Source organism: Streptomyces thermocarboxydus, from assembly GCF_024760485.1.
Taxonomy (GTDB): Bacteria; Actinomycetota; Actinomycetes; order Streptomycetales; family Streptomycetaceae; genus Streptomyces; species Streptomyces cellulosae.
The window spans coordinates 2,916,056-2,940,798 of the sequence record NZ_CP058273.1 but is presented as its reverse complement, the minus strand read 5'-3'; the positions used below and the strand labels follow the sequence as shown (position 1 = coordinate 2,940,798).

19 protein-coding genes and 1 tRNA gene are annotated in these 24,743 nt (G+C 71.6%); 7 read left to right on the top strand and 13 right to left on the bottom strand.

Features of this window, described 5'->3' with window-relative positions; all coding sequences use genetic code 11:
- Positions 1 to 32 precede the first annotated feature (32 nt).
- Together AY578_RS13415 and AY578_RS13410 are read right to left on the bottom strand one after the other, a co-directional pair.
- Positions 33 to 707: a TetR/AcrR family transcriptional regulator gene (locus AY578_RS13415; RefSeq protein ID WP_026243476.1), complete on the bottom strand. Its 675-nt coding sequence runs from the start codon at positions 705 to 707 to the stop codon at positions 33 to 35.
- On the bottom strand, positions 704 to 1,717 hold the full coding sequence (locus tag AY578_RS13410; protein ID WP_136239587.1) for an acyl-CoA desaturase: 1,014 nt from the start codon (positions 1,715 to 1,717) through the stop codon (positions 704 to 706). Before AY578_RS13410 ends, AY578_RS13415 begins: the two co-directional genes overlap by 4 nt.
- Positions 1,718 to 2,010: 293 nt before the next feature.
- On the opposite strand from AY578_RS13410, the gene ppc reads away from it, so the two are divergent.
- Positions 2,011 to 4,743, top strand: coding sequence for a phosphoenolpyruvate carboxylase (gene ppc, locus AY578_RS13405; protein WP_019522621.1), 2,733 nt, complete (start codon positions 2,011 to 2,013; stop codon positions 4,741 to 4,743).
- A 77-nt stretch (positions 4,744 to 4,820) separates the two neighbouring features.
- Here the strand turns inward: ppc and AY578_RS13400 are convergent, their stop codons facing one another.
- From AY578_RS13400 to AY578_RS13370, 7 genes are all read right to left on the bottom strand, one after another.
- Positions 4,821 to 5,306, bottom strand: coding sequence for a hypothetical protein (locus tag AY578_RS13400; protein WP_019522622.1), 486 nt, complete (start codon positions 5,304 to 5,306; stop codon positions 4,821 to 4,823).
- A 91-nt stretch (positions 5,307 to 5,397) separates the two neighbouring features.
- Entirely contained in the window at positions 5,398 to 6,000 is a 603-nt protein-coding gene (gene pth / locus AY578_RS13395; RefSeq protein WP_019522623.1) for an aminoacyl-tRNA hydrolase, read from the bottom strand.
- Between the two features lie 75 nt (positions 6,001 to 6,075).
- The gene (locus tag AY578_RS13390; protein ID WP_019522624.1) at positions 6,076 to 6,669 is read right to left on the bottom strand and encodes a 50S ribosomal protein L25/general stress protein Ctc; all 594 of its coding nucleotides are present in this window, start codon (positions 6,667 to 6,669) and stop codon (positions 6,076 to 6,078) included.
- A gap of 208 nt (positions 6,670 to 6,877) precedes the next feature.
- Positions 6,878 to 7,858: a ribose-phosphate diphosphokinase gene (locus tag AY578_RS13385; protein WP_019522625.1), complete on the bottom strand. Its 981-nt coding sequence runs from the start codon at positions 7,856 to 7,858 to the stop codon at positions 6,878 to 6,880.
- Positions 7,859 to 7,947: 89 nt separating this feature from the next.
- Complete coding sequence (gene glmU / locus AY578_RS13380) at positions 7,948 to 9,393, bottom strand: bifunctional UDP-N-acetylglucosamine diphosphorylase/glucosamine-1-phosphate N-acetyltransferase GlmU (RefSeq protein WP_063823411.1); 1,446 nt, start codon at positions 9,391 to 9,393, stop codon at positions 7,948 to 7,950.
- Positions 9,394 to 9,515: 122 nt separating this feature from the next.
- Positions 9,516 to 9,586 (bottom strand) — tRNA-Gln (locus AY578_RS13375).
- Between the two features lie 6 nt (positions 9,587 to 9,592).
- Positions 9,593 to 10,465 carry a helix-turn-helix domain-containing protein gene (locus tag AY578_RS13370; RefSeq protein ID WP_161107713.1) on the bottom strand — a complete coding sequence of 291 codons (873 nt, stop codon included), beginning with the start codon at positions 10,463 to 10,465 and terminating at the stop codon, positions 9,593 to 9,595.
- A gap of 168 nt (positions 10,466 to 10,633) precedes the next feature.
- Between AY578_RS13370 and AY578_RS13365 the strand changes: the two genes are divergently transcribed.
- The gene (locus AY578_RS13365) at positions 10,634 to 11,947 is read left to right on the top strand and encodes a sensor histidine kinase (protein ID WP_019522628.1); all 1,314 of its coding nucleotides are present in this window, start codon (positions 10,634 to 10,636) and stop codon (positions 11,945 to 11,947) included.
- A 64-nt stretch (positions 11,948 to 12,011) separates the two neighbouring features.
- On the opposite strand, the gene AY578_RS13360 is transcribed toward AY578_RS13365, so the two are convergent.
- Positions 12,012 to 12,506, bottom strand: coding sequence for an SUKH-3 domain-containing protein (locus AY578_RS13360; RefSeq protein WP_258902385.1), 495 nt, complete (start codon positions 12,504 to 12,506; stop codon positions 12,012 to 12,014).
- Positions 12,507 to 12,549: 43 nt separating this feature from the next.
- Positions 12,550 to 13,080 (bottom strand): YwqJ-related putative deaminase, encoded by a 531-nt coding sequence (locus tag AY578_RS13355; protein WP_136239592.1) that lies wholly within the window; start codon positions 13,078 to 13,080, stop codon positions 12,550 to 12,552.
- 344 nt (positions 13,081 to 13,424) lie between these two features.
- On the opposite strand from AY578_RS13355, the gene AY578_RS13350 reads away from it, so the two are divergent.
- The 3 genes from AY578_RS13350 (at position 13,425) to AY578_RS13340 (ending at position 18,338) form a co-directional block, all read left to right on the top strand.
- Positions 13,425 to 14,420 carry an SMI1/KNR4 family protein gene (locus AY578_RS13350; RefSeq protein WP_078611401.1) on the top strand — a complete coding sequence of 332 codons (996 nt, stop codon included), beginning with the start codon at positions 13,425 to 13,427 and terminating at the stop codon, positions 14,418 to 14,420.
- A gap of 2 nt (positions 14,421 to 14,422) precedes the next feature.
- Entirely contained in the window at positions 14,423 to 17,248 is a 2,826-nt protein-coding gene (locus tag AY578_RS13345; protein WP_258902384.1) for an SUKH-4 family immunity protein, read from the top strand.
- A gap of 175 nt (positions 17,249 to 17,423) precedes the next feature.
- Positions 17,424 to 18,338: a coiled-coil domain-containing protein gene (locus AY578_RS13340; protein ID WP_202415012.1), complete on the top strand. Its 915-nt coding sequence runs from the start codon at positions 17,424 to 17,426 to the stop codon at positions 18,336 to 18,338.
- A 34-nt stretch (positions 18,339 to 18,372) separates the two neighbouring features.
- Here the strand turns inward: AY578_RS13340 and AY578_RS13335 are convergent, their stop codons facing one another.
- Together AY578_RS13335 and AY578_RS13330 are read right to left on the bottom strand one after the other, a co-directional pair.
- A complete protein-coding gene (locus AY578_RS13335; RefSeq protein WP_037778230.1) occupies positions 18,373 to 19,956 on the bottom strand; it encodes a sodium/solute symporter in 1,584 nt (527 codons plus the stop codon).
- A 29-nt stretch (positions 19,957 to 19,985) separates the two neighbouring features.
- The gene (locus AY578_RS13330; RefSeq protein WP_258902383.1) at positions 19,986 to 20,477 is read right to left on the bottom strand and encodes a DUF485 domain-containing protein; all 492 of its coding nucleotides are present in this window, start codon (positions 20,475 to 20,477) and stop codon (positions 19,986 to 19,988) included.
- A gap of 656 nt (positions 20,478 to 21,133) precedes the next feature.
- Between AY578_RS13330 and AY578_RS13325 the strand changes: the two genes are divergently transcribed.
- Together AY578_RS13325 and AY578_RS13320 are read left to right on the top strand one after the other, a co-directional pair.
- Entirely contained in the window at positions 21,134 to 21,952 is an 819-nt protein-coding gene (locus AY578_RS13325; protein WP_026243481.1) for an ABC transporter ATP-binding protein, read from the top strand.
- Positions 21,949 to 24,528 (top strand): ABC transporter permease, encoded by a 2,580-nt coding sequence (locus AY578_RS13320; protein ID WP_215049189.1) that lies wholly within the window; start codon positions 21,949 to 21,951, stop codon positions 24,526 to 24,528. Before AY578_RS13325 ends, AY578_RS13320 begins: the two co-directional genes overlap by 4 nt.
- Positions 24,529 to 24,743 lie beyond the last annotated feature (215 nt).

Sequence of the window (24,743 nt, the reverse complement as noted above, 5' to 3'; positions counted from 1 at the left end):
ATTGCACAAGGTTAATCTAGTGCGCTGTAGTGTCAGCTCTTCCGGTGGCCTATCAGGCGCGGCTTCGGCTCCAGGCCGTCCAGGCCGTGCCACGCCAGGTTCACCAGATGGGCGGCCACCTCCGCCTTCTTCGGCTTGCGCACGTCCAGCCACCACTGGCCGGTCAGCGCCACCATCCCCACCAGCGCCTGCGCGTACAGCGGGGCCAGCTTCGGGTCGAAGCCGCGCGACTTGAACTCGCGGCCCAGGATGTCCTCCACCTGGGTGGCGATGTCCGAGATCAGCGACGCGAACGACCCCGTCGACTGGGGGATGGGGGAGTCACGGACCAGGATGCGGAACCCGTCCGTGTACTCCTCGATGTAGTCCAGCAGCGCGAACGCCGCCTGCTCGCACAGCTCCCGCGGGTGACCGGCCGTCAGCGAGCCGGTCACCATGTCCAGCAGCCGCCGCATCTCCCGGTCCACCACGACCGCGTACAGCCCCTCCTTGCCGCCGAAGTGTTCGTACACCACGGGTTTGGAGACCCCGGCCTTCGCCGCGATCTCCTCCACCGACGTGCCCTCGAACCCCTTCGCCGCGAAGAGGGTGCGGCCGATCTCCAGCAGCTGCTGGCGGCGCTCGGCACCGGTCATCCGGGTGCGGCGCGCACGCCGCGGCTTGTCATTGCTTGGGGTGCTGGAGTCGGTCGCCACGGCGACCATCATGCCGCCTTCGCGGGTTCCTTCCCGCGCCGGGCGGCGCCATCCGTGGTCACACGGCGCGAATCGATACGCGAGCGTGACGGCCACCGCACGTCGGACGCCCAGCCCAGCTGCTCGAACCAGCGGATCAGCCGCGCCGAGGAGTCCACCTGCCAGCGCTCCACACCGTGCCGCGCGGACGTCGGATCGGCGTGGTGCAGGTTGTGCCAGGACTCACCGCACGACAGCACCGCCAGCCACCACACGTTGCCCGAACGGTCCCGCGACTTGAACGGACGCTTCCCGACCGCGTGGCAGATCGAGTTGATCGACCACGTCACATGGTGCAGCAGAGCCACCCGGACGAGTGAACCCCAGAAGAAGCCGGTGAACGCGCCCCACCACGACATCGTCACCAGACCGCCGATCAGCGCGGGCAGCGCCAGCGACAGCGCCGTCCACAGCACGAACAGCCGGGAGATCCGCCGCATCGTCGGATCCTTGATCAGATCCGGCGCGTACTTGTCCTGCGGCGTCTGCTCCTCGTCGAACATCCACCCGATGTGCGCCCACCACAGGCCCTTCATCAGCGCCGGGACCGACTCCCCGTACCGCCACGGCGAATGCGGGTCGCCCTCCGCGTCGGAGAACTTGTGATGCTTGCGGTGGTCGGCCACCCAGCGCACCAGCGGCCCCTCGACCGCCATCGAACCGGCGATCGCCAGCGCGATCTTCAGCGGCCGCTTCGCCTTGAACGAGCCGTGCGTGAAGTGACGGTGGAAGCCGATGGTGATGCCGTGGCATCCCAGGAAGTAGAAGAAGACCAGCAGGCCGAGGTCCAGCCAGCTCACCCCCCAGCCCCACGCCAGCGGCACGGCCGCCAGCAGCGCGAGGAAGGGGACGACGATGAAGGCGAGCAGCGTGATCTGCTCGATGGACCGTTTCCGCTCCCCGCCCAGCGTGGCGGAGGGAGCGGTGTCGTCGGACCGGGACTGCTGCGTGGCTTCGTCGAGCACGTCGGAGGTTGAGGTCATGCGTTCCCCTGTGGGGTATGTGGACTGAGGGAAGGTGCCGGGCCGCCGGAACCGCATCGCTTTCCTACGGTCCCGTAACCTACGGCATCGTAAGTATGGCAGTGCGTCGCCCCGCGGCAAGAGCCCGTGGGCCAGCGCGTCCGGCTCGACACCTATCCTTGGAAGTCGGTCGGACAGCGCGGTCCGCTCTGATTTCTTCCCGGACGTCCGGCCCGCAAGCGGCGCACGCCGCGCGAGACGCTCGTCCGGGTTCCCTCCCAGACGAGCTTCCAACACTGCAAGGAGCCGCACCTGTGAGCAGTGCCGACGACCAGACCACCACGACGAGCGCCGAACTGCGTGCCGACATCCGCCGATTGGGCGACCTCCTCGGAGAGACGCTCGTCCGGCAGGAGGGCCCGGAGCTCCTCGAGCTCGTCGAAAAGGTCCGCCGCCTCACGCGCGAGGACGGCGAGGCCGCCGCCGAGCTGCTGCGCGGCACCGAGCTGGAGACGGCCGCCAAGCTGGTGCGCGCCTTCTCCACCTACTTCCACCTGGCCAACGTCACCGAACAGGTGCACCGCGGACGCGAACTCGCCGCCCGCCGCGCCGCCGAGGGCGGCCTGCTCTCCCGCACCGCCGACCGGCTCAAGGACGCCGACCCCGAGCACCTGCGGCAGACCGTGCGGCATCTCAACGTGCGGCCCGTCTTCACCGCCCACCCCACCGAGGCCGCCCGCCGCTCCGTCCTCAACAAGCTCCGCCGCATCGCCGCCCTCCTCGAGACCCCCGTCCTGGCCACCGACCGGCGCCGCCTCGACACCCGCCTGGCCGAGAACATCGACCTCGTCTGGCAGACGGACGAACTGCGCGTGGTGCGCCCCGAGCCCGCCGACGAGGCCCGCAACGCCATCTACTACCTCGACGAGCTGCACGCCGGCGCCGTCGGCGACGTCCTGGAGGACCTCACCGCCGAACTGGAACGCGTCGGCGTCCACCTCCCCGACGACACCCGCCCCCTGACCTTCGGCACCTGGATCGGCGGCGACCGCGACGGCAACCCCAACGTCACCCCCCAGGTCACCTGGGACGTCCTGATCCTCCAGCACGAGCACGGCATCAACGACGCTCTGGAGATGATCGACGAGCTGCGCGGCTTCCTCTCCAACTCCATCCGCTACACCGGAGCCACCGAGGAACTGCTCACCTCCCTCCAGGCCGACCTCGAGGCGCTCCCCGAGATCAGCCCCCGCTACAAGCGGCTCAACGCCGAGGAGCCCTACCGGCTCAAGGCCACCTGCATCCGGCAGAAGCTGGAGAACACCAAGCTCCGCCTCGCCAAGGGCACCCCGCACCAGCCCGGCCGCGACTACCTCGGCACCAGCGAGCTCATCGCCGACCTGCGGATCATCCAGGCGTCCCTGCGCGAACACCGCGGCGGCCTCTTCGCCGACGGACGCCTCGCCCGCACCATCCGCACCCTCGCCGCGTTCGGCCTCCAGCTCGCCACCATGGACGTCCGCGAGCACGCCGACGCCCACCACCACGCCCTCGGCCAGCTCTTCGACCGGCTCGGCGAGGAGTCCTGGCGCTACGCCGACATGCCCCGCGAGTACCGCTCCAAGCTCCTCGCCAAGGAACTGCGCTCCCGCCGCCCCCTCGCCCCCACCCCGGCGCCCGTCGACGAGGCCGGCGAGAAGACCCTCGGCGTCTTCCAGACCGTCAAGCGCGCCCTGGAGGTCTTCGGACCCGAGGTCATCGAGTCGTACATCATCTCCATGTGCCAGGGCGCCGACGACGTGTTCGCCGCCGCCGTCCTCGCCCGCGAGGCCGGCCTGATCGACCTGCACGCCGGCTGGGCCAAGATCGGCATCGTGCCGCTCCTGGAGACCACCGACGAGCTCAAGGCCGCCGACACCATCCTGGAGGACATGCTCTCCGACCCGTCCTACCGGCGCCTCGTCGCGCTCAGGGGCGACGTCCAGGAAGTCATGCTCGGCTACTCCGACTCCTCCAAGTTCGGCGGCATCACCACCAGCCAGTGGGAGATCCACCGCGCCCAGCGCCGGCTCCGCGACGTCGCCCACCGCTACGGCGTCCGCCTGCGCCTCTTCCACGGCCGAGGCGGCACCGTCGGCCGCGGCGGCGGCCCCACCCACGACGCGATCCTCGCCCAGCCCTGGGGCACCCTCGAGGGCGAGATCAAGGTCACCGAGCAGGGCGAGGTCATCTCCGACAAGTACCTCATCCCGTCCCTCGCCCGCGAGAACCTCGAACTGACCGTCGCCGCCACCCTGCAGGCCTCCGCCCTGCACACCGCGCCCCGCCAGTCCGTCGAGGCCCTCGCCCGCTGGGACGCCGCCATGGACGTCGTCTCCGACGCCGCCCACGCCGCCTACCGGTCCTTCGTCGAAGACCCCGACCTGCCGACGTACTTCCTCGCCTCCACCCCCGTCGACCAGCTCGCCGAACTGCACCTGGGCTCGCGGCCCTCCCGCCGCCCCGGCTCCGGCGTCTCCCTCGACGGCCTGCGCGCCATCCCATGGGTGTTCGGCTGGACCCAGTCCCGGCAGATCGTCCCCGGCTGGTTCGGCGTCGGCTCCGGCCTCAAGGCGCTGCGCGAGGCCGGCCTCGACACCGTGCTCGACGAGATGTACGAGCAGTGGCACTTCTTCCGCAACTTCATCTCCAACGTGGAGATGACCCTCGCCAAGACGGACCTGCGGATCGCCCAGCACTACGTCGACACCCTCGTCCCCGACGAGCTCAAGCACGTCTTCGACACCATCAAGGCCGAGCACGACCTCACCGTCACCGAGGTGCTGCGCGTCACCGGCGAGCAGGAACTGCTGGACGCCGACCCCGTCCTCAAGCAGACCTTCGCCATCCGCGACGCCTACCTGGACCCGATCTCCTACCTCCAGGTCGCCCTGCTCAAGCGCCAGCGCGAAGCGGCCGCCGCCGGCGACCAGCCCGACCCGCTGCTCGCCCGCGCCCTGCTGCTCACCGTCAACGGCGTCGCCGCGGGCCTGCGCAACACCGGCTGACCCCCGGAACACGACGAAGGGGCGGCGCCCTCCGGATCCTCACGACCCGGAGGGCACCGCCCCTTGCACGTCCAGAACTACAGCGCCACGAACGCCGCCGTCAGCAGCCCCGCGCCCGCCAGCGCCATCACCCACCCCAGCCGCGTCCGCAGCAGACCGCCCGCCACCACCACCGACGCCAGCAGCAGCGCGCCCCCGAGCGGCACCCACGCGTACAGCACCCCGGCAGGACCCGAGCGCACCGCCTCCCGGCCGCCCGGCTTCAGCACCACCGTGTAGGTGCGGCCCCTCTCCACGGCCACCGTGTCGTCCAGCACCACCCTCTCGCGCGGCTGCGCCCCCGGCGACAGCGGCCGGAACGGACCCTCGCAGGCGTCCTCGGCGCACCGCGTCACCTCGACGGTGCCGCGCTCACGGCCCTTGGTCAGCATCACGTGCTGCGCCGTCCCCCACGACGCCCACACACCGGCGATCAGGATCAGCACGGCGACTGCGCCCATCGCCGTGAACCGGCCGAAGCGCAGCGCGGAGGAACCGCGCGAGGAACGGACAGCGGAAGGCATGGCCGCGATCTTTGGCCATGACCTCGCGCCCGGTCAACTCCCGCGGGCGGCTCCTGGGGACATGTCGGCCGAAGTCGCCTTCGGCCGCGTATCAGGAGTTGTAGGCGCTCTGCGCCCGCTCCAGACCCTCCGTCACCAGGCACTCCACCGCGTCCGCCGCCCGGTCCACGAAGTAGTCCAGCTCCTTGCGCTCCGCCGACGAGAAGTCCTTCAGCACGTAGTCCGCCACCGGCATCCGCCCCGGCGGCCGCCCGATCCCGAACCGCACCCGGTGGTAGTCACGGCCGAACGCGCCCGTCAGCGACTTCAGACCGTTGTGCCCGTTGTCCCCGCCGCCCAGCTTCAGCCGCAGCGTCCCGTAGTCGATGTCCAGCTCGTCATGGACCGCCACCACCCGCTGCGGCGGCACCTTGTAGAACTCCCGCAGCGCGTTCACCGGCCCGCCCGACAGGTTCATGTACGACATCGGCTTCACCAGCACCACCCGGCGGCTCCCCGGCCCCGGAGGACCGATCCGGCCCTCCACCACCTGAGCCTGCGCCTTCGCCGCCCGCTTGAACCGGCCGCCCATCCGCTCCGCCAGCAGATCCACGACCATGAACCCCACGTTGTGCCGGTTCATCGCGTACCCCGGCCCCGGATTGCCCAGCCCGGCGATCAGCCAGGGGCCCGCCGCGTCCTCCGTCACGCCCACGCTTCCTCCCACATACGCGTCGGCCGCCGCCCCGCACGGGAGCAGCGGCCGACGTTACGACTGGATCCGAAAGGCTCAGGCCTCGGCGGCCTCTTCGCCCTCCTCGGCGCCCTCGGGCGCCTCCTCCGCCTGCGCGGCCAGGACCTGCAGCACCACGGCGTCCTCCTCGACCGCGAGGGTGACACCGCTGGGGAGCTTGATGTCCTTGGCGAGGACGGAAGCGCCGGCCTCCAGGCCCTCGACGGAGACGGTCACGCTCTCCGGGATGTGCGTGGCCTCGGCCTCGACCGGCAGCGCGTCCAGGACGTGCTCCAGCAGGTTGCCGCCCGGGGCCAGCTCGCCCTCGGCGTGCACCGGGATCTCGACCTGGACCTTCTCGCCGCGCTTCACCAGCTGCAGGTCGACGTGCTCGAGGAAGCCCTTCAGCGGGTCACGCTGGACAGCCTTCGGAATGGCCAGCTCGTTGGACTTGCCGTCGATGTCCAGCGCGATCAGGACGTTCGGCGTACGCAGGGCGAGCAGCAGCTCGTGACCCGGGAAGGTCAGGTGGATCGGGTCGGAACCGTGACCGTACAGAACACCGGGAACCTTGTCGGCACGACGGATACGGCGGGCGGCACCCTTGCCGAACTCGGTGCGCGTCTCGGCGGCGATCTTCACCTCGGACATGATCACTCCTCATAGTCAGAAACGGACGTGGTCACCCGGCCACGAACGGCCTGCTACGAAGAGCGCGTCGATAACGGACCGCCGTACGACAACTTCCGAAGAAGCGGTACGGCCTCCCTCGCCGAGCAACTCGTGCAGTTTACCCGGGCCAGGAGGCCGCACCCAAAACGATCACCGGCAGCCGAACAGATGTCGGACTGCAGAACCCTTACTGCTCGTCGAACAGGCTCGTCACCGAACCGTCCTCGAACACCTCACGCGCCGCACGCGCGATCGTCGGCGCGATCGACAGCACCGTGATCTTGTCCAGACTCTCGCTCAGCTCACCCGGCGTCGGCAGCGTGTTCGTCAGCACGAACTCACTCACCTTCGAATTCTTCAGACGGTCCGCCGCCGGACCCGACAGCACACCGTGCGTCGCTGTCACGATCACGTCCTCCGCACCGTGCGCGAACAATGCGTCCGCCGCGGCGCAGATCGTGCCACCGGTGTCGATCATGTCGTCCACCAGCACACACACGCGGCCCTTCACCTCACCGACCACCTCGTGCACCGTGACCTGATTCGCCACGTCCTTGTCCCGGCGCTTGTGCACGATCGCCAGCGGCGCGCCCAGCCGGTCGCACCAGCGGTCCGCCACCCGCACACGGCCGGCGTCCGGGGACACCACCGTCAGCTTCGAGCGGTCCACCTTCGCGCCCACGTAGTCCGCCAGCAGCGGCAGCGCGAACAGGTGGTCCACCGGGCCGTCGAAGAAGCCCTGGATCTGGTCCGTGTGCAGGTCCACCGTCAGCAGACGGTCCGCACCCGCCGTCTTCATCAGATCGGCGATCAGACGCGCCGAGATGGGCTCACGGCCACGGTGCTTCTTGTCCTGCCGGGCGTACCCGTAGAACGGCACGATCACCGTGATCGAACGGGCCGACGCACGCTTCAACGCGTCGATCATGATCAACTGCTCCATGATCCACTTGTTGATCGGCGCCGTATGGCTCTGGATCAGGAAACAGTCGGCGCCACGGGCCGACTCCTGATACCGGACGTAGATCTCGCCGTTCGCGAAGTCGAAGGCCTTCGTCGGGACGACCCCGACACCCAACTGCTGGGCGACCTCCTCGGCAAGCTCGGGGTGGGCGCGGCCGGAGAAGAACATCATCTTCTTCTCGCCGGTCGTCTTGATCCCGGTCACAGCACTGTCTCCTCAGAGGTGTCTCAGCTGGTGGGGTGCGCGTTTCCGCACCTCTCACGGTACGCCGTCCCGGACGGGACGCTCTCCGGTCAGTCCTCGCCGGCCGGCTCCCGCGACGCCGCCTCCGCGGCCTTCGCGGCAGCACTCCCCGGACGCTTACGAGCCACCCAGCCCTCGATATTGCGCTGCTGACCACGGGCCACCGCCAGGGAACCAGGCGGCACATCCTTCGTGATCACCGAGCCCGCAGCCGTGTAAGCACCGTCTCCGACCGTGACAGGAGCAACAAACATGTTGTCCGACCCCGTCCGGCAGTGCGACCCGACCGTCGTGTGATGTTTGTCCTGTCCGTCGTAATTGACGAACACACTCGCCGCACCGATGTTCGAGTACTCGCCGATCGTCGCATCCCCCACATACGACAGATGCGGAACCTTCGACCCCTCACCGATCGACGCGTTCTTCGTCTCCACGTACGTACCGATCTTGCCCTTACGCGCCAGCCGCGTCCCCGGACGCAGATACGCGAACGGACCCACCGACGCCTCCGGACCCACCTCGGCACCCACGGCCACCGTGTTGTCCACACGCGCCCCCGCACCCACCCGGGTATCCGTCAGCCGCGTGTTCGGACCCACCTCGCAGCCCTCACCCAAATGCGTCGCACCCTGCAACTGCGTCCCCGGATGCACCAGCGCGTCCCGCTCGAACGTCACCGTCACATCCACCCACGTCGACGCCGGATCCACCACCGTCACGCCCGACAGCATCGCCGCCGTCACCAGCCGGTCGTTCAGAATCCGCCGCGCCTCGGACAACTGCACACGATTGTTGATCCCCGCGATCTCCCGGTGATCCCCCGCCACCGACGCACCCACCCGGTGCCCCGCCTCACGCAGGATCCCCAGCACGTCCGTCAGGTACTCCTCGCCCTGACTGTTGTCCGTACGCACCTTCTTCAGCGCATCCGCCAGCAGCGCACCGTCGAACGCGAACACACCCGAGTTGATCTCCCGGATCGCCCGCACCTCGTCCGACGCGTCCTTGTGCTCCACGATCGCCGTCACCGCGCCCGAACCGTCCCGGACGATCCGGCCGTACCCGGTCGCGTCCGGCACCTCCGCCGTCAGCACCGTCACCGCATTGCCGTCCGCCACATGCGTCTCGGACAGCCGGCGCAGCGTCTCACCGGTCAGCAGCGGGGTGTCGCCGCACACCACGACCACGGTCCCGTCCACGGCACCGCCCAGCTCCTCCAGACCCATCCGCACGGCGTGCCCCGTGCCGTTCTGCTCCGCCTGCACGGCGGTCCGCACGTCGGGGGCGACCTCGGCGAGATGCGCGGTCACCTGCTCACGGGCGTGACCCACGACGACGACGAGATGCGCCGGGTCCAGCTCACCGGCGGCGGCGAGCACATGACCCACCAGGGAACGACCACAGATCTCGTGCAGGACCTTGGGTGTGGCCGACTTCATACGGGTGCCCTCACCCGCTGCGAGAACGACGACGGCTGCCGGGCGATTGGCGCTCACGGGATGCCCTTCGGCTGTGTTGGAGGTGGGGGGATGGACATCCGCAGGATACCGGGGCGTTTCCGGGCCGACATGGGCGCGGGTCCTGACCGGTAGCGGTCAGGACCCGAACTGAGGATGTGCTCCCGGGGGAGGACTCGAACCCCCATGATCAGAGCCAAAATCTGACGTCTTGCCCTTAGACGACCCGGGATTACCCTTATGTCCGATTTCGCGCATCGGACGAGGTGGCAGCCCCTACTATGCCGTACCACCAGCCTTCGATGCGACGGTACAGGTCGGCTCCGTTCCTCACGTCCACGCGGAGGCATCCCCGGTACGTGTCACCGGTGTTCTTCCGGTTCGTCGCCGGGTTGTGCCTCTTGAGCGTCGTCTTCAGGAAGCCGGTCCGGCCCACGCCCACATGGTCGGCCCAGAACTGTTCGGCGCCCTGTACGTCGGCATTCTCGTGAATGTGTACGGCGAACCTGATCTGAGCCGGGTCCACGTCGAGCAGGCGCAGCCAGGCCAGGAAAACCGAGATCATGTCCGGGTCGCTGTTGACGAAGGTGACGCGCTCCTGCGGGTTGTGCGGCTTTCGCTTCGAGCCCTCGGCCCAGTAGAGGCCCACCCCGAGCAGGAACAGTTCGCGGTCCGTCATTGAGCCGATCTCGTTCGTCGCAGCCGCGCGGGTCCGCTGCCGCTCCTCCTCGCGGAGTCGCAGCTTCGCCTCCCAGCCCCGCCGGGCGATGGCCGCAGCCTCCTCGCGGCTGCGTTTCCGATCCGGCCTGGGAAGATCCCGCACCCACAACGAGATCGAGCTCTTGGAGCAGCCCAGCTCGACCTGGATCTGGTCGTAGGTCCAGCCCTGGAGGCGGAGCTCGCGGGCCCGCGCCCGCAGGTCGTCCTTGGCGTTGGGGCGCCGGGTCCAGTCCGGGGCGGGTTCGCCCTGGAGGAGGCGGTTGAGGATGTCGTTGTTGTCGACGTGGAGCCGGTCGCGGATCTGGCGTCGGCTGAGTCCCTCGCGCCGGAGGGCGACGGCCTGTTCGCGCAGGCCTTCGAAGTCGGCGTATTTGCCGGTCGGATGTGCCATGGGCATACCGTCCGGCCGGAATGGAGGGTTCCCGGGTCGAACGGTGCGCGATTCAGCAGTTCGAGGGATTGTGGGGCGTATCGCGGCTGATCGGTCGGTCGGTGTGGTCCGGGGTTGAGGTGAAAACTCCCCGGAAAACGGACGGGGAGCGCCTTTAGGCTGGGGGGCATGACCGCGACGGGGGAAGAGCATGTGACGGCCCGGGGAGGGCCCTGGTGGTGGGAGCGGCGGCGGAGTGCCGTGCTCGATGTGGGGCTTGCGGCGGCCTCCGCGCTGGAGTGCGGGGTCGAGGGGGTTCCGTTCGCGTGGGAGGCGGGGATCCCGGTCGCCGTGGGGGTGGTGTTCGGGCTGGCCGCGGGGTCGGTGCTGCTGGTGCGGCGGCGGTGGCCGATCGCGGTGGTGCTGGTGGCGATCGCGGTGACGCCGGCCGCGATGGGGTTCCTGCTGGGGATCGTGGGGCTGTATTCGCTGGCTGCGTCGGATCTGCCGCGCCGGATCATCGGTTCGCTGGCGGGTATGCAGATGGTCGGTGTGCTGATCGTGATGTTCGTGCGGATGCGGCAGGACATCGCGCGCGGGGACGTGGACGTCGGTGACTGGCTGGTGCCGTTCGCGTCGGTGACGACGGCGCTGGGTGTGACGGCTCCGCCGGTGCTGCTGGGTTTGTACGTGGGGGCGCGGCGGCGGCTGATGGAGAGTCTGCGGGAGCGGGCGGACAGTCTGGAGCGGGAGCTTCAGTTGCTGGCGGAGCGTGCGGAGGAGCGCGCGGAGTGGGCGCGTAACGAGGAGCGGACGCGGATCGCGCGTGAGATGCACGACGTGGTGGCGCACCGGGTGTCGTTGATGGTGGTGCACGCGGCGGCGTTGCAGGCGGTGGCGCGGAAGGATCCGGAGAAGGCGGTGAGGAACGCGGCGCTGGTGGGGGACATGGGCCGGCAGGCGTTGACGGAGTTGCGGGAGATGCTCGGGGTGCTGCGTGCGGGCGGGGACGCGGTGCGGTCTCGGGCGGAGGGTGCGTCGGTGCCGTTGGCGGCGGTGGGTGCGGCGGCTGCTGCGGCGGCGTCGCGGGTGGCGGTGGAGGAGCCGGCGGAGGGTCCTTCGCTGGCGGAGATCGACGAGTTGGTGGGGCAGTCGGCGGCGGCGGGGATGGTGGTGGATCTGTCGGTGGAGGGGGAGTGCCGCTCGTATGCGCCGGAGGTGGAGGCGACGGCGTACCGGGTGGTGCAGGAGGCGTTGACGAACGTGCACAAGCATGCGGCGGGTGCGAAGACGTATGTGCGGCTGGCGCATCGGGTGTCGGAGATCGCGATGCAGGTGGAGAACGAGCCGCCGTCGGGCGTGGGTTCGTCGGCGGGGCTGCCTTCGGGGGGGAACGGTCTGGTGGGGATGCGGGAGCGGGTGTCGGCGTTGGGCGGGGTGTTCGTGTCGGGGCCGACGGATGCGGGGGGTTTCCGGGTGTCGGCGGTGATCCCGGCGTCGTAGGTCCCGGCGTCGTAGGTCCCGGCCTCGTGGATCGCGGCGTCGTGGGGCCGGGGGCCGCTCCTGGTCAGCCGGTGGTGAGGCGTTGGGGCTGGATGCCGGAGATGAGGGTGGCGAGGGCGTGGTCGATGTCGGGGCCGAGGTACCAGTCGCCGGTGTGGTCGAGGGCGTAGACGCGGCCTTGTGTGTCGATGGCGAGGAGTGCCTGGGTGTCGGTCTCGGTGCCGAGGGGGCAGACCTCGGTGTCGAGGGCGCGGCCGAGGTCGCCGAGGGTGCGGGCGAGGTGGAGGCCGTGGAGGGGGTCGATGTGGACCGGGGTGGGGGCGATCTGGCGGCCGGGTCCGGTGGGCCGGATGTGGAGTCCGCCGAATTCGGCCCAGGCTTCGACGGCGGCGGGGAAGACGGTGTGGCGGTGTCCGGCGGGGGAGGTGTGGTCGCGGAGGGTGTCGGCCCAGATCTCGGCCTGTTTGATGTCCCAGCGGCCGGGCTGCCAGCCGGCGGCGCGCAGTGCGGCGTCGACGGGCACGGCGAAGCGGGTGGTGGAGGTGCGGTCGGTGTGCATCTGCTCTTCGTTCGTCGAGGTCGTGTGGTGGTGCGGGGGTGGTTCAGCCGTTGGTGGCGGCGGGGTCGACCGTGCGGACGCCGAAGTGGGCGGTGAGGGCGGTGCAGGCGCGGCAGGGGGCGGCGTAGCTGCCGTGGAGGGGGTCGCCGTCCTCGCGGATGCGGCGGGTGGTGAGTTTGGCGTGTTTGAGGGCTTTGCGGGCCTCGCCGTTGGTCATGGGTTTGCGGGCGGCTCTTTTGCTGCGGGCGGCGTCGGCGGTGGCGATGTGCCGGGAGATGAGGATGGTTTCGGCGCAGCGTCCGGTGAAGCGGTCGCGCTGGTCGCTGGTGAGGGTGTCGAGGAAGTCCTGGACGAGGGGGTGCAGTGCGGGGGGTGTGTCGCCGCGGCCGGCGGTGCCGGTGAGGGTGGCGCCGCGGACGGAGAGGGCGGCGGCGATGGTGGGGAGGATGCCGTCGCGGCGGTGCCGGAGGGCGGGTGCGGGGGTGGTGTCGGTGGCGCTCCAGCCGACGCGGGGGTCGCCGGAGCGGGGGTCGCCGGTTGGTCCGGTGTGCGTCCCCGTCTGCGTCGCGTTCATGATCGTCATCCCCTCCCGAGCATCCCCCCGGTGGTCACAGAGTGCCAAATCGCGTGGCAGCTGGGGAAGCTGGGGCGGGGCGACACGCCAGGGCGGGGGCGGGCTGTCACGGCAGGGTGACGTGGGGTCACGGAAGCGGAGGGCCTGGTGACCGTGCCCGGTGACCGGTGGGGGTGTACCGCATAGGCTGTCGGCACCGCGATCCGGCGGTGTTCCGTGCGCGGGCGCCGAGGGGTCGTGGCACCAGAAGCAGTCGAGACAGACGTGACAGTCGAATACGGTCCGTGACGGCCCCGGTGGCGGGGCGGGGCGGGTCGTACAGAGTGCCGCAGGGGGCAACCGCCATGACGACAGGTCGGCTGGGGCAGACCGCCGCGCCGCCGAACGCGGCCTATGCCGGGCAGGTCGTGCACTTCCCGGATCCGGTGCGGGCGGCCCGTCACCCGAGAGGGGTGCGGGTGGACGAGCGCGGTTACCCCGACTTCTCGCCCTATGCGCGTGCTGCCGCGGAGATCGCGGATCCGCCGGAGGGTTTCGGTGTGGACGAGCTGCGGCTGACGGACTATGTGTCGGCGAACGCGGCGCTGGCGGCGACGGGTCACGAGTTGTGGGACACGGTGCCGGCGGTGGCGACGCCGCACGGCTGGACGTGGCATCACGTGGCGGGGACGCGGCGTCTGGAGCTGGTGCCGGTCGAGGTGAAGGCGTTGCTGCGGCATCACGGTGGTGTGGCGACGGCGGCGGTGGACCATGCGAAGCGGGGCACGCGGCCGTTGCAGGAGACGCGTCCGGCGCACTTCGGGCTGCCGAAGTCGGGTGTGGCGGTGACGGAGTCGCAGGTGCTGGGTGTGGAGGAGGATCTCGGGTACCGGCTGCCGGGCGCGTACCGGTCGTTCCTGAAGGCGGCGGGCGGTTGCGCGCCGGTGGGGACGGCGCTGGACGCGGAGCTGGGTCTGCTGGTGGACCAGCCGTTCTTCACGGTGCGGGACGAGGCCGCGGTCAACGATCTGGTGTATGTGAACAAGTGTCTGCGGGACCATCTGACCAAGGACTTTCTGTGCGTCGCCTTCGTGCAGGGCGGTCTGCTGGCCGTGAAGGTGAGGGGCGAGCGGCAGGGTTCGGTGTGGTTCAGCGCGTACGACGATGTGCGGGACGTGGATCCTTCGTGGTCGCCGGCGGACCGTGTGGAGCGGCTGCTGCTGCCGTGCGGTGAGGATTTCGACGTGTTCCTGTCGCGGCTCGCGGGGTCTCCTCCGGAGTTGGAGACGGTGGCGAATCTGATGGTGGACGGCGGGTTCGCGCGTGCCGTTCCGGTCTCTTCCGCGGGGAGTGAGTCGTAGCGATGGTGACGTTCGCGCAGGCGCAGGAGCGCGCGGAGGAGTGGGTCAACGGGGACGTGCCCGCGTACCAGCATCGTGAGGTGCGGGTGCGGGAGTTCGGTCTCGGGTTCGTGGTGTGGGCGGAGGACCGTGCGGACGGTCCGCGTGTCGACGGCGGCGGGCAGCGGCTGGTGATCGCGCGGGACAGCGGTGAGGCGACGCTGTGGCCGGCGCTGCCGGTGGGTGAGGTGATCCGCCGGTACGAGGAGGAGTACGGCCGGGACGAGGCGGCGGCGGAGGAGCCTGCGCCGGCGCCCGCGGCGCGGGTGGACCTCAATCAGACGTCGTTCCTGCTGAGTCCGCCGGAGTGGCTGCAGGAGGCGGCGGACCGGCTGGGGATTCCGGACCGGCGGGGGGAGACGTCGGGGGGTGCGGGGGCGGCTGCGGCGGCGTCCGCGGATTCCGGCGCCGGCGCGGTGCCGGGGCAGGCGGGTGCGCCGGACGCGGGCTGGGCGTCGTCGTCCGCGTCCTCGGGTGCGGGGCAGGGTTCCGGCACGGGTGGCTCCGAGGGCTCCTCGGCGATCTCCGGTGCCGCGGCGTCCGCGTCCGGCGGCAGTGGGGCCGCGTGGCCGGCGGCCGGCGGCGGTGCTCCGGGCGAGGGCACGCCGTGGGCCGGTACGGACACCACGGCGGACGCAGGCGAGGACCGCTCGGTGCCGTTGCCGCAGACCGTGTACGCGCCGCAGGTGAGGGAGCCGGGCGAGGACGCCCCGGCGACGCCGGACGCGAAGACGGCGCTGATGTCGGGCGGCAGCCAGCTCCCGCCGACGGCGGTCGCGCCGGCGGTCGCGGGCGGTCAGGCCACGCCTGCGCCTCCCACCCAGGCGGGGCCCGCGACGCCTCCGCCTCCCACTCAGGCCGGAGTTCCCGGAACCCCGGCGCCGGGTACGCCCGTGCCGCCGTCGGCTCCGCATGCCCCGGACGCCGGTGACATCGCCGACGCCGCGACCAGCAAGGCGACTCCGCCGCCGAGGCGGGGGCAGGGTCCGACGACCCCGCCGCCTCCGGGCGCCCCGGGCACGCCGGGCGTGCGTCCGGGAGGCACGCCCGCGCCCGCTCCCGCGCAGGGTGGCGGGAGCGGTTATGTGCCGACACAGCTGGTGTCGTCGCTGGGTCCGGAGGGACCGGGTGGAGGGCAGACGCCTCCGCCGGGTGCGCCTACGCCGCCTCCGCCGGGTGCGCCCGGCACGCCTCCGGGCGGGGTGCATCACGCGGCGACGATGCTCGCCGACCCGAACAGCTCGGGCGCGGGGGTGCCGACGCCTCCCGGCCGGCCGGGCGCGCCTCAGCCGCCTGGTCCGCCTGGTGCTCCGGGTCAGCCTGGTGCTGCTGGTCAGCACGGTGCCCCGGGTGTTCCTGGCGCGCCTCAGCCTCCCGGTCCGCCTGGCGCTCCCGGTCAGCCGGGCGCCCCGGGCGCCCACGGCGCACCGCAGCCTCCCGGCCCGCCCGGTACCCCCGGTGCTCCGGGTAACCCTGGTCAGCACGGTGCCCCGGGTGCTCCTGGCGCGCCTCAGCCTCCCGGTCCGCCTGGTGCTCCGGGACAGCCCGGCCATCCCGGTGCGCCCGGCCAGCCCGGTGCCCCCGGTCAGCCCGGCGCACCCGGCGCCGCCCCCGTGCACCACGCGGAGACCGTCCTGGCCGCACCCCCGGTCGGCGGCCCGGGCCCGCCCCCGGCGCCGCCCGGTGTGCCCGGCACCCCGCCGATGGCGCCCGGCGCGATGCCTCCCGGCGCCATGCCTCCCGGCACGCCTCCGCCGGGCGTCCCCGTGCCGGGGCAGCCGCCGGCGTACGGGTATCCGCAGCAGCCGCCCGGTCAGCCCACCGTCGGTCCCGGCTACCAGGCCGTGCTGCGCTACCGCGCGCAGGACGGCTCCGAGCAGCAGCTGATCCGGCGTTCCGCGCCGGGCACCCCGCACCCGGAGTGGCAGATCTTCCACGAGCTGCGCGCGATGAACGTGCCGCCGAACCAGGTGCTGGAGCTGCACACGGAGCTGGAGTCGTGCGAGCTGCCGGGCGCGTACTGCGCGCGGATGATCCGCGAGCAGTGGCCGCAGGCGCGCATCACGTCGATCGCGCCGTACGGCACGGACCACGCGAGCCGGCAGCAGGGCATGCGGCAGCTCCTCGCCCATCAGGGCGAGCTGCACCAGGTGGCGGACGGTCCCGCGCGGCCCGCTCCGGTGCGGGCGCCGATCCCGCCGGTGCAGCCGGCCCCGCCGATCCCGCCGGAGGCGATCGGGCAGGAGCTGGCGGCCGCGTTCGGGCCGGGCGTCTTCCGGTTCGAGCAGGCGGCGGTGTCCCGTCAGGGCGTGCCGCCGGTGGTGGCGCACACGCTGGTGACGGCGGGTCTGCCGACGGACATGGGGCCGTTCTTCTGGGCGCAGGCCCAGCCGGGCCGCCCGGTGCCGACGCTGGCGGAGCTGGCCGCGGAGCGGGGTGTGCAGCCGGCGCCGGACGCGGGCTCGTACCTGGTGATGGGCAGTGACTTCGGCAAGGCGATCTGTGTGCAGTACGGCACGGCGAACATCGTCGCGGTGCCGGTGGAGGCCGGTCCCGGCGGGACGGCGGTGCCGCCGCAGTTCGTGAACACCGGGCTGCCGGAGTTCACGCGCTGCCTGGCGCTGCTGGGCCGGATGTGGCGGCTGCGGTTCGGGCTGAACCAGGAGCAGGCGGGCCGCTGGACGGTCGACTTCCAGGCGCAGCTGGCCGCGCTGGACCCGGCGGCGCTGGGGTCGCCGGAGACCTGGTGGTCGGTGCTGCTGGAGCAGATGTGGGACGGGCTGCTGTGAGCCGCCGCCGCTGAAGGTGTGACCCGTGAGCCGGGCCCGGTCGTGACGACGACCGGGCCCGGCTCACGTCTGTCCGCCCCCGCCCGGCGGAGTGTCGCGTTATGAACACTTCCTTGTCATCGATCAAGATGTGCGCGATTCATCCCTTTTGTGCTCGGTCGTCGTGCTGGGCTTCATGTCCGTCGGTGGAAGGGGTTCCAGGGTGAGCAGCACATCGGTGTCGTCGCAGGGGTTCGAGATCGTCCGCCGGGGGCGCGGCTACCGCCCGCTGCAGGTGATCGCGTACGTCGACGCGCTGTCGGACGACCGGGACGCCGCGTGGGAGCGCGCGGCGCGGCTCACCGTCCTGGCGCGGGAGATGGAGGAGGAGCTCGAACGGCTGCGCGAGCGGGCGGCGGGGCTGCCGGAGCAGACGTACGAGTCGCTCGGCGACGGTCCTCGGCGGCTGTTCCTGCTGGCGCTGGAGGAGGCTACGGCCGTACGGGAGTCGGCGAAGCAGCACGCTCAGGACCTGGTCGACCTGGCGCGGGACGACGCCTCCGAGGTGGAGGAGGCCGCGCGGGCATACGCGGACACGCTGCGCGCCGTCGCCGACGAGTACGCCAGGGAGCGGCTGGCCGTGGCGCGGGAGAAGGCCGACGAGATCCGTATCGAGGCGCGGCTCGAGGTGAAGGAGCGGCGCACGGAGGCGCTGGCGGAGGTGCGGCGGATGCGGGAGCGCACCTCGGAGCTGCTCGCCGAGGAGGCGCGGGCGCAGGCGCAGCGGCTCGACGAGGTGGCGCAGGAGGAGGCGGCGCGGGCGGCGGAGCTGGACGCCCGTCAGGCGGAGGCGGAGGAGCGGGCCGAGCGGGTGCTGGCGGAGGCGCGGCAGGCGTTCGCCGACGCGGAGGAGGCGGCCCGGCGGGGCGCGGACGAGGCGCGGGAGCGCGCGGCCGAGGTGCTGGCGGAGGCCTGCGCGCGCGTGGAGGGCGTGGAGCGGGAGACCGAGCGGGTGCTGCGGGAGCACGCGGACCGGCGGGAGGACGTGCAGACGCAGATGGACCATGTGTGCGCGAGCCTGTCCGCGCTGACCGGCCGCGCGGTGGAGTGACGTACCCGCGCGGCCGGTCGGCGTCCGCCGCCGGTCAGGGCCTTCTGCGGATGGCGCCGGCGAGGATCCGGCCCTCGACCGCCTCGTACTGGCGGCGCTGTTCCTCCGCCCGGGGGCGGCCGGAGGCGAGGGTGCCGAGCCAGCCGCAGAGGAAGCCGGCGGGGATGGACAGCAGCCCGGTGGTGGTGAAGGGGAACCAGGTGAAGTCGGCGTCGGGGAAGGCGGCGACGGGGGATCCGGAGACCAGGTTGGTGCCCGGCATCAGCACCAGCACGGAGAGCGTCCCGCCGATGAGGGTGGCGAGCAGGCCGGTGCGGGTGTAGCGGCGCCAGAAGAGGCCGTAGACGAGGGCGGGGGCGATGGCCGAGGCGCCCAGACAGAAGGACAGCGTGATCAGCGGGTGCAGGCTGTGGTGCTGCACCAGGGTGGCCAGCAGGATCGCGGGGACGCCGACGGCCGCGGCGGACAGGCGGGCGAGCAGCATCTCCCGGCGGGGTGTCATGTCCTGGACGCGGGCGGCGAACACGTCGTGCGCGAGGGAGTTGGCGCAGGCGAGGATCATCCCGGCGACCGAGGCGAGGACGGTCAGGAAGATCGCCGTGGTGACGGTGGTGAACAGGACGGTCTCCGCGGTGGACACCTCCGCGCCGAACACTGCGCGCGTGCCGAGCAGATACGCGGTGTTGCCCCGCGGGTCGGCCCCGGCGACGACGGTCCGCCCGAGCAGCGCGGTCGCGCCGAACCCGACGACCGTGATGACCAGCACGAACAGCGCCACCCCTGACACCGCCCAGGACATCGAGCGGCGCACCTGACGGGCGCTGTCCGCGGTGTACATGCGCATGGTGATGTGGGGCAGGCAGGCGCCGCCGAGGACCACCGTGAGATGCGAGCTGATCATGTCGATGCCGGGGCTCACGCTGCCGGCGAACTGCAGCCCGGAGGCGAGGAAGGCGTCGCCGGTGCCGCTGTTCGCGGCGGCCGCGTCGAAGAGGGCGCCCGGGTCCCAGTCGAAGCGGTGCAGCATCAGCGCGGCGACCACCAGGCCCGAGCCGAGCAGCAGCACGATCTTCAGGATCTGGATGAGGGCGGTGCCCTTCATGCCGCCGATCGCCGCGTAACTGATCATCAACGCGCCCACGCCGACGATGCACCCGGTCTGCATCGACTCGCCGGAGAAGCCCAGGATGAACCCCATCAGCTGCCCGGTGCCGGCGAGCTGCACCAGCATCAGGGGCAGCAGGGAGGCGAGGGTGACGACGCTGGCGGTGATCCGCACCGAGCGGGCGCCCGGCATCCGGCGGGTCAGCGCGTCGCCCATGGTGAACCGGCCCGCGTTGCGCAGGGGTTCGGCCAGCAGGAACATCAGCAGCATCAGCGACAGGGCGGTGCTCAGGGCGAGCACGACGCCGTCGTAGCCGAACAGGGCGATGACGCCGCTCGTGCCGAGGACGGTCGCCGCGGAGATGTAGTCGCCGGCGATGGCGAGGCCGTTGCGCATGGGGGAGAGGGAGCTGTAGCCGGTGTAGAACTCGTCGAGGTCGTCCCGGTCGGGGCCGGTCAGCACGCACAGCAGCAGGGTGATGGTGGCGACCGTGGAGAAGCCCACCAGGGACATGGTCTCGGCGGTGTCGCCGAACAGCGGGTTCACCGGACCGCCTCCCGCCGGGCGTCGACGACCGCCTGACGGCGGATCAGTGCGGCCAGCGGGTCCACGCGGCGGCGCGCGGTCGCCTCGTACAGGGCGACGGCGAGCCAGGTGACGGGCACCTGGCCCACGGCGAGCAGCAGACCGGTGGGGACGCCGCCGGCGGCGGTGCCGGACATGAGGGCCGGCGCGAACGCGGACAGCACCAGGAAGAGCACGAAGTAGCCGAGCGCGGTGAGGGTGGCGGTGCGGCGCTGCCAGCGGTAGGCGTGGCGCAGCCGGCGCAGGTCGCTGTGGTGGCCGAGGGGGGCGTGCCGGGGGGCCCGGTGCGGCCGGGGCGGCGGCGGGGCGGGCGGCAGCCAGGGGTAGGTGCGGTGGGTCGGGGAGGCGGCGTGGGGGACGTCCGCGCGGGGATGGGTGTACGGGGCATCGGCGTACGGGGGCGGGGGACGGTGCGGGTCGCGGGGAGGGGGGAAGGGGTCGGAGGGCATCCCGTGCTCCTTGCGTGGTTCGGGTCCGTGCGGGGACCGCAGGGAGGGGGGTGGCGGAGCGGAGCCCGCACGTTACTCGCGCGTAGAGCGGAGCGCGACGGTTTGGCGCAACTCGCGCGCCGGTCAGCGCTCTCGTGGGTGGTACATGCCCTGAGCTGGGGTGTTACCCGGATTAACTCCGACTTTTGCGGTGTACGCGGGACATCACGCTGTCCACCGGCGGGGCCCGCGCTTGCCCCTGACGCGGCGTCAGGGTGAACGCCGGCGGGCCCGGCGGGGCGGGCTCCGGGGCGCGGACGGGAGGAGAACGGGGGGCGACCGAAGGATGACCGACCCCGAGACGGTGTCCGCCCCAGGGGTGAGAGCCCCTAGGGGCATCTCCGTACCGCGGCTCGGGGAGGGTTCGTCCCACCGGAGGACGAAGCGGGGCCGTCCCCGTCCTTAACCTGGCTTTACGCCGCTGGGGGGTGGCGGAGCACAGCACCGGGGGTGGGGTTTTCCACAGCAGAAGACTGCGCTGAACATCAGCGCGCCGGGCCCCCTCCCCCCGCCAGACTGAAGCACGTCCCGCACACCACGCACCGGGCGGCCGCCGCACACCAGGGCGGCCGCCGGGAGCAGCGCTTTCTCTTGACGACCGACATAGGAGACTTACCGTGACATCGGCTGTGACCATTCCCAGGCACGGGGGTACTGGAGGGACTACGGCCGTTGCCGCGCGGGCGCGGCAGGTCGTGAAGGCGTACGGGTCGGGGGAGACCCGTGTCGTCGCCCTCGACCACGTCGACGTGGACATCGCCCGCGGACAGTTCACCGCGATCATGGGCCCCTCGGGGTCCGGCAAGTCCACGCTGATGCACTGCCTCGCCGGGCTCGACACCGTGACGAGCGGTCAGATCTACCTGGACGACACCGAGATCACCGGGCTGAAGGACAAGAAGCTCACCCGGCTGCGCCGCGACCGGATCGGCTTCATCTTCCAGGCGTTCAACCTGCTCCCGACGCTCAACGCGATCGAGAACATCACGCTGCCCATGGACATCGCCGGCCGTAAGCCCGACAAGGCGTGGCTCGACCGGGTGGTGGAGACCGTCGGGCTCGCGGACCGGCTGAAGCACCGGCCGACGCAGCTCTCCGGCGGCCAGCAGCAGCGGGTCGCGGTGGCGCGGGCGCTGGCCGCCCGGCCGGAGATCATCTTCGGTGACGAGCCGACCGGCAACCTCGACTCCCGCGCCGGCGCCGAGGTGCTCGGCTTCCTGCGCCGCTCGGTCGACGAGCTGGGCCAGACCATCGTCATGGTCACCCACGACCCGGTCGCCGCCTCCTACGCGGACCGCGTGCTGTACCTGGCCGACGGCCGCATCGTCGACGAGATGCACCAGCCCACCGCCGAGCAGGTCCTCGACCGCATGCTGTGCTTTTCCGGCGGGGACCCCCAGACCCCCGACTTCGACACCCGGGGGCGCACGTCATGACCGTGCTGAAGACCTCGCTGCGCAACTTCTTCGCGCACAAGGGACGCATGGCGCTGTCGGCGGTGGCGGTGCTGCTGTCGGTGGCGTTCGTGTGCGGGACGCTGGTGTTCACGGACACCATGGGCACCACCTTCGACAAGCTGTTCGCGGCGACCGCCTCGGACGTCACGGTCAGCTCCAAGGACGCCGACGAGGGCGGCGAGACCTCCGCCGGCAACGGCAGGCCGCAGGTGATACCGGCCTCCGTGGTCGACGAGGTGAAGCGCGCGGACGGCGTGAAGGAGGCCGAGGGCGCGGTGTTCTCCACCGCCGTCACGGTCATCGACGGCGACCGGGACAACCTCTCACCCACCAGCGGCGCCCCGACCGTCGTCGGCAGCTGGAACTCCAACGACGCCCGCACCATGGACATCACCTCGGGCGCGGCGCCGAAGGGCCCCGGCCAGATCATGCTCGACGCCGACACGGCCGAGAAGCACGACCTGGGCATCGGCGACGAGCTGAGCGTCATCACCGCGCTCGGCACGCACACCGCGAAGATCTCCGGCATCGCCGACTTCGCCGTCACCAACCCCGGCGCCGCGGTCTTCTACTTCGACACCCCGACCGCCCAGAAGGTCCTCACCGGCGAGACCGGCGTCTACACCGACGTCAACGTCACGGCCGCCGAGGGCGTCAGCGACGACCAGCTCAAGCAGAACGTCGTGGCCGAGCTCGGCGGCGGCTACAAGGTGCTCACCGCGAAGGAGACCGCCGAGGCCAACCAGAAGGACGTCGAGAGCTTCATGAACGTCATGGAGTACGCGATGCTCGGCTTCGCCGGGATCGCCTTCCTCGTCGGCATCTTCCTGATCATCAACACGTTCTCCATGCTGGTCGCCCAGCGCACCCGGGAGATCGGCCTGATGCGGGCCATCGGCTCCTCCCGCCGGCAGGTCAACCGTTCCGTGCTGATCGAGGCGCTGCTGCTCGGCGTCGTCGGTTCCGTCCTCGGCGTCGGCGCGGGCGTCGGCCTCGCGGTCGGGCTGATGAAGCTCATGGGCGCCATCGGCATGGAGCTGTCCACCGACGACCTCACCGTCGCCTGGACGACCCCCGCGGTCGGCCTGCTCCTCGGCGTGGTCGTCACCGTCCTCGCCGCCTACCTGCCGGCCCGCCGCGCCGGGAAGATCTCCCCGATGGCCGCGCTGCGCGACTCCGGCACCCCGGCGGACGGCCGCACCGGCCGGGTCCGTGCCGTCACCGGCCTGGTCCTCACCGGCGGTGGGGCGGCCGCCCTCTACCTGGCGGGCGCAGCCGAGAAGGCCACCGAAGGCTCCTCGTGGCTGGGCCTCGGGATCGTGCTGACCCTGATCGGTTTCGTCGTCATCGGCCCGGTGCTGGCGAGCGGCGTGGTCCGCGTCCTCGGCGCGGTCCTGCTGCGGGTGTTCGGCCCGGTCGGCCGCATGGCCGAGCGCAACGCCCTGCGCAACCCGCGCCGCACCGGCGCGACGGGCGCCGCGCTGATGATCGGCCTCGCGCTGGTGGCGTGCCTGTCCGTGGTCGGATCCTCCATGGTCGCCTCGGCCACGGAGGAGCTCGACAAGGTGGTCGGCACGGACTTCATCGTCCAGGACGACAACGGGCAGGGCCTTAGCCCCGATGCGGTCGCGGCGGTCAAGGCCACCGAGGGCCTGGACCGGGTCACCGAGTACAAGTGGACGAAGGCCGACTTCACCACGCCCGACGGCAAGACGAGCGACGGCACCGCCATCACCGCCACCGACCCGACGTACGCCGTCGACATGCGCATCGAGACCGTCGAGGGCAAGCTCGCGGACGCCTACCGGCCGGACTCCATGTCCGTCCACGAGGACTACGCGAAGGACCACGGCATCACCCTCGGCTCGACGGTCGACGTCGCCTTCGAGGACGGCAGGACCGGCACCCTCACCGTGCGGGCCGTCACCAGCAGCGAGGGCGCCATCGACGCCGGCGCGATGTACACGTCGATCGACACCCTCGCCCGGTACGTGCCGGAGAAGAAGATGCCGCTCACCGCGATGGTGCTCGCCTCGGCGGAGGACGGCCGGAAGGACGCCGCCTACGCCGCGCTGAAGCAGTCCATGGACCGCTTCCCGCAGTACGAGGTGCGCGACCAGACCGACTACAAGGAGGCCCTGAAGGACCAGATCGGGCAGCTGCTGAACATGATCTACGGCCTGCTGGCGCTGGCGATCGTCGTGGCGGTCCTGGGTGTGGTGAACACCCTGGCCCTGTCGGTCGTGGAGCGCACCCGGGAGATCGGCCTGATGCGGGCCATCGGCCTCTCCCGCCGGCAGCTGCGCCGCATGATCCGCATGGAGTCGGTCGTGATCGCCCTCTTCGGCGCCCTGCTGGGCCTCGGACTGGGCCTCGGCTGGGGCGCCACCGCCCAGCAGCTCCTCGCCCTGGAGGGCCTGAAGGTCCTCGACATCCCGTGGCCCACCATCGCCGGGGTGTTCGCCGGATCCGCGTTCGTCGGCCTGTTCGCCGCGCTGGTCCCGGCGTTCCGGGCGGGCCGGATGAACGTCCTGAACGCCATCGCGACCGAGTAGCGGCCGGGGAACGGCCGACGGGAGCGGCCCTGGGGTTCACCGCACACGGGGGTTGCGGGGAGTCCGGCGCCGGAAGGTCCCACGGGGGCCTTCCGGCGCCGGAGCGTGTTTCCCGGGGCGCGTGGCCCGTCGTCGTCCACAGCCCCGGCGACCGTCGGCGGGGCGACGTACCCTGGACACCCCCGGCCCGCTGCGCGTGTCGGGCCCGTCGTGTT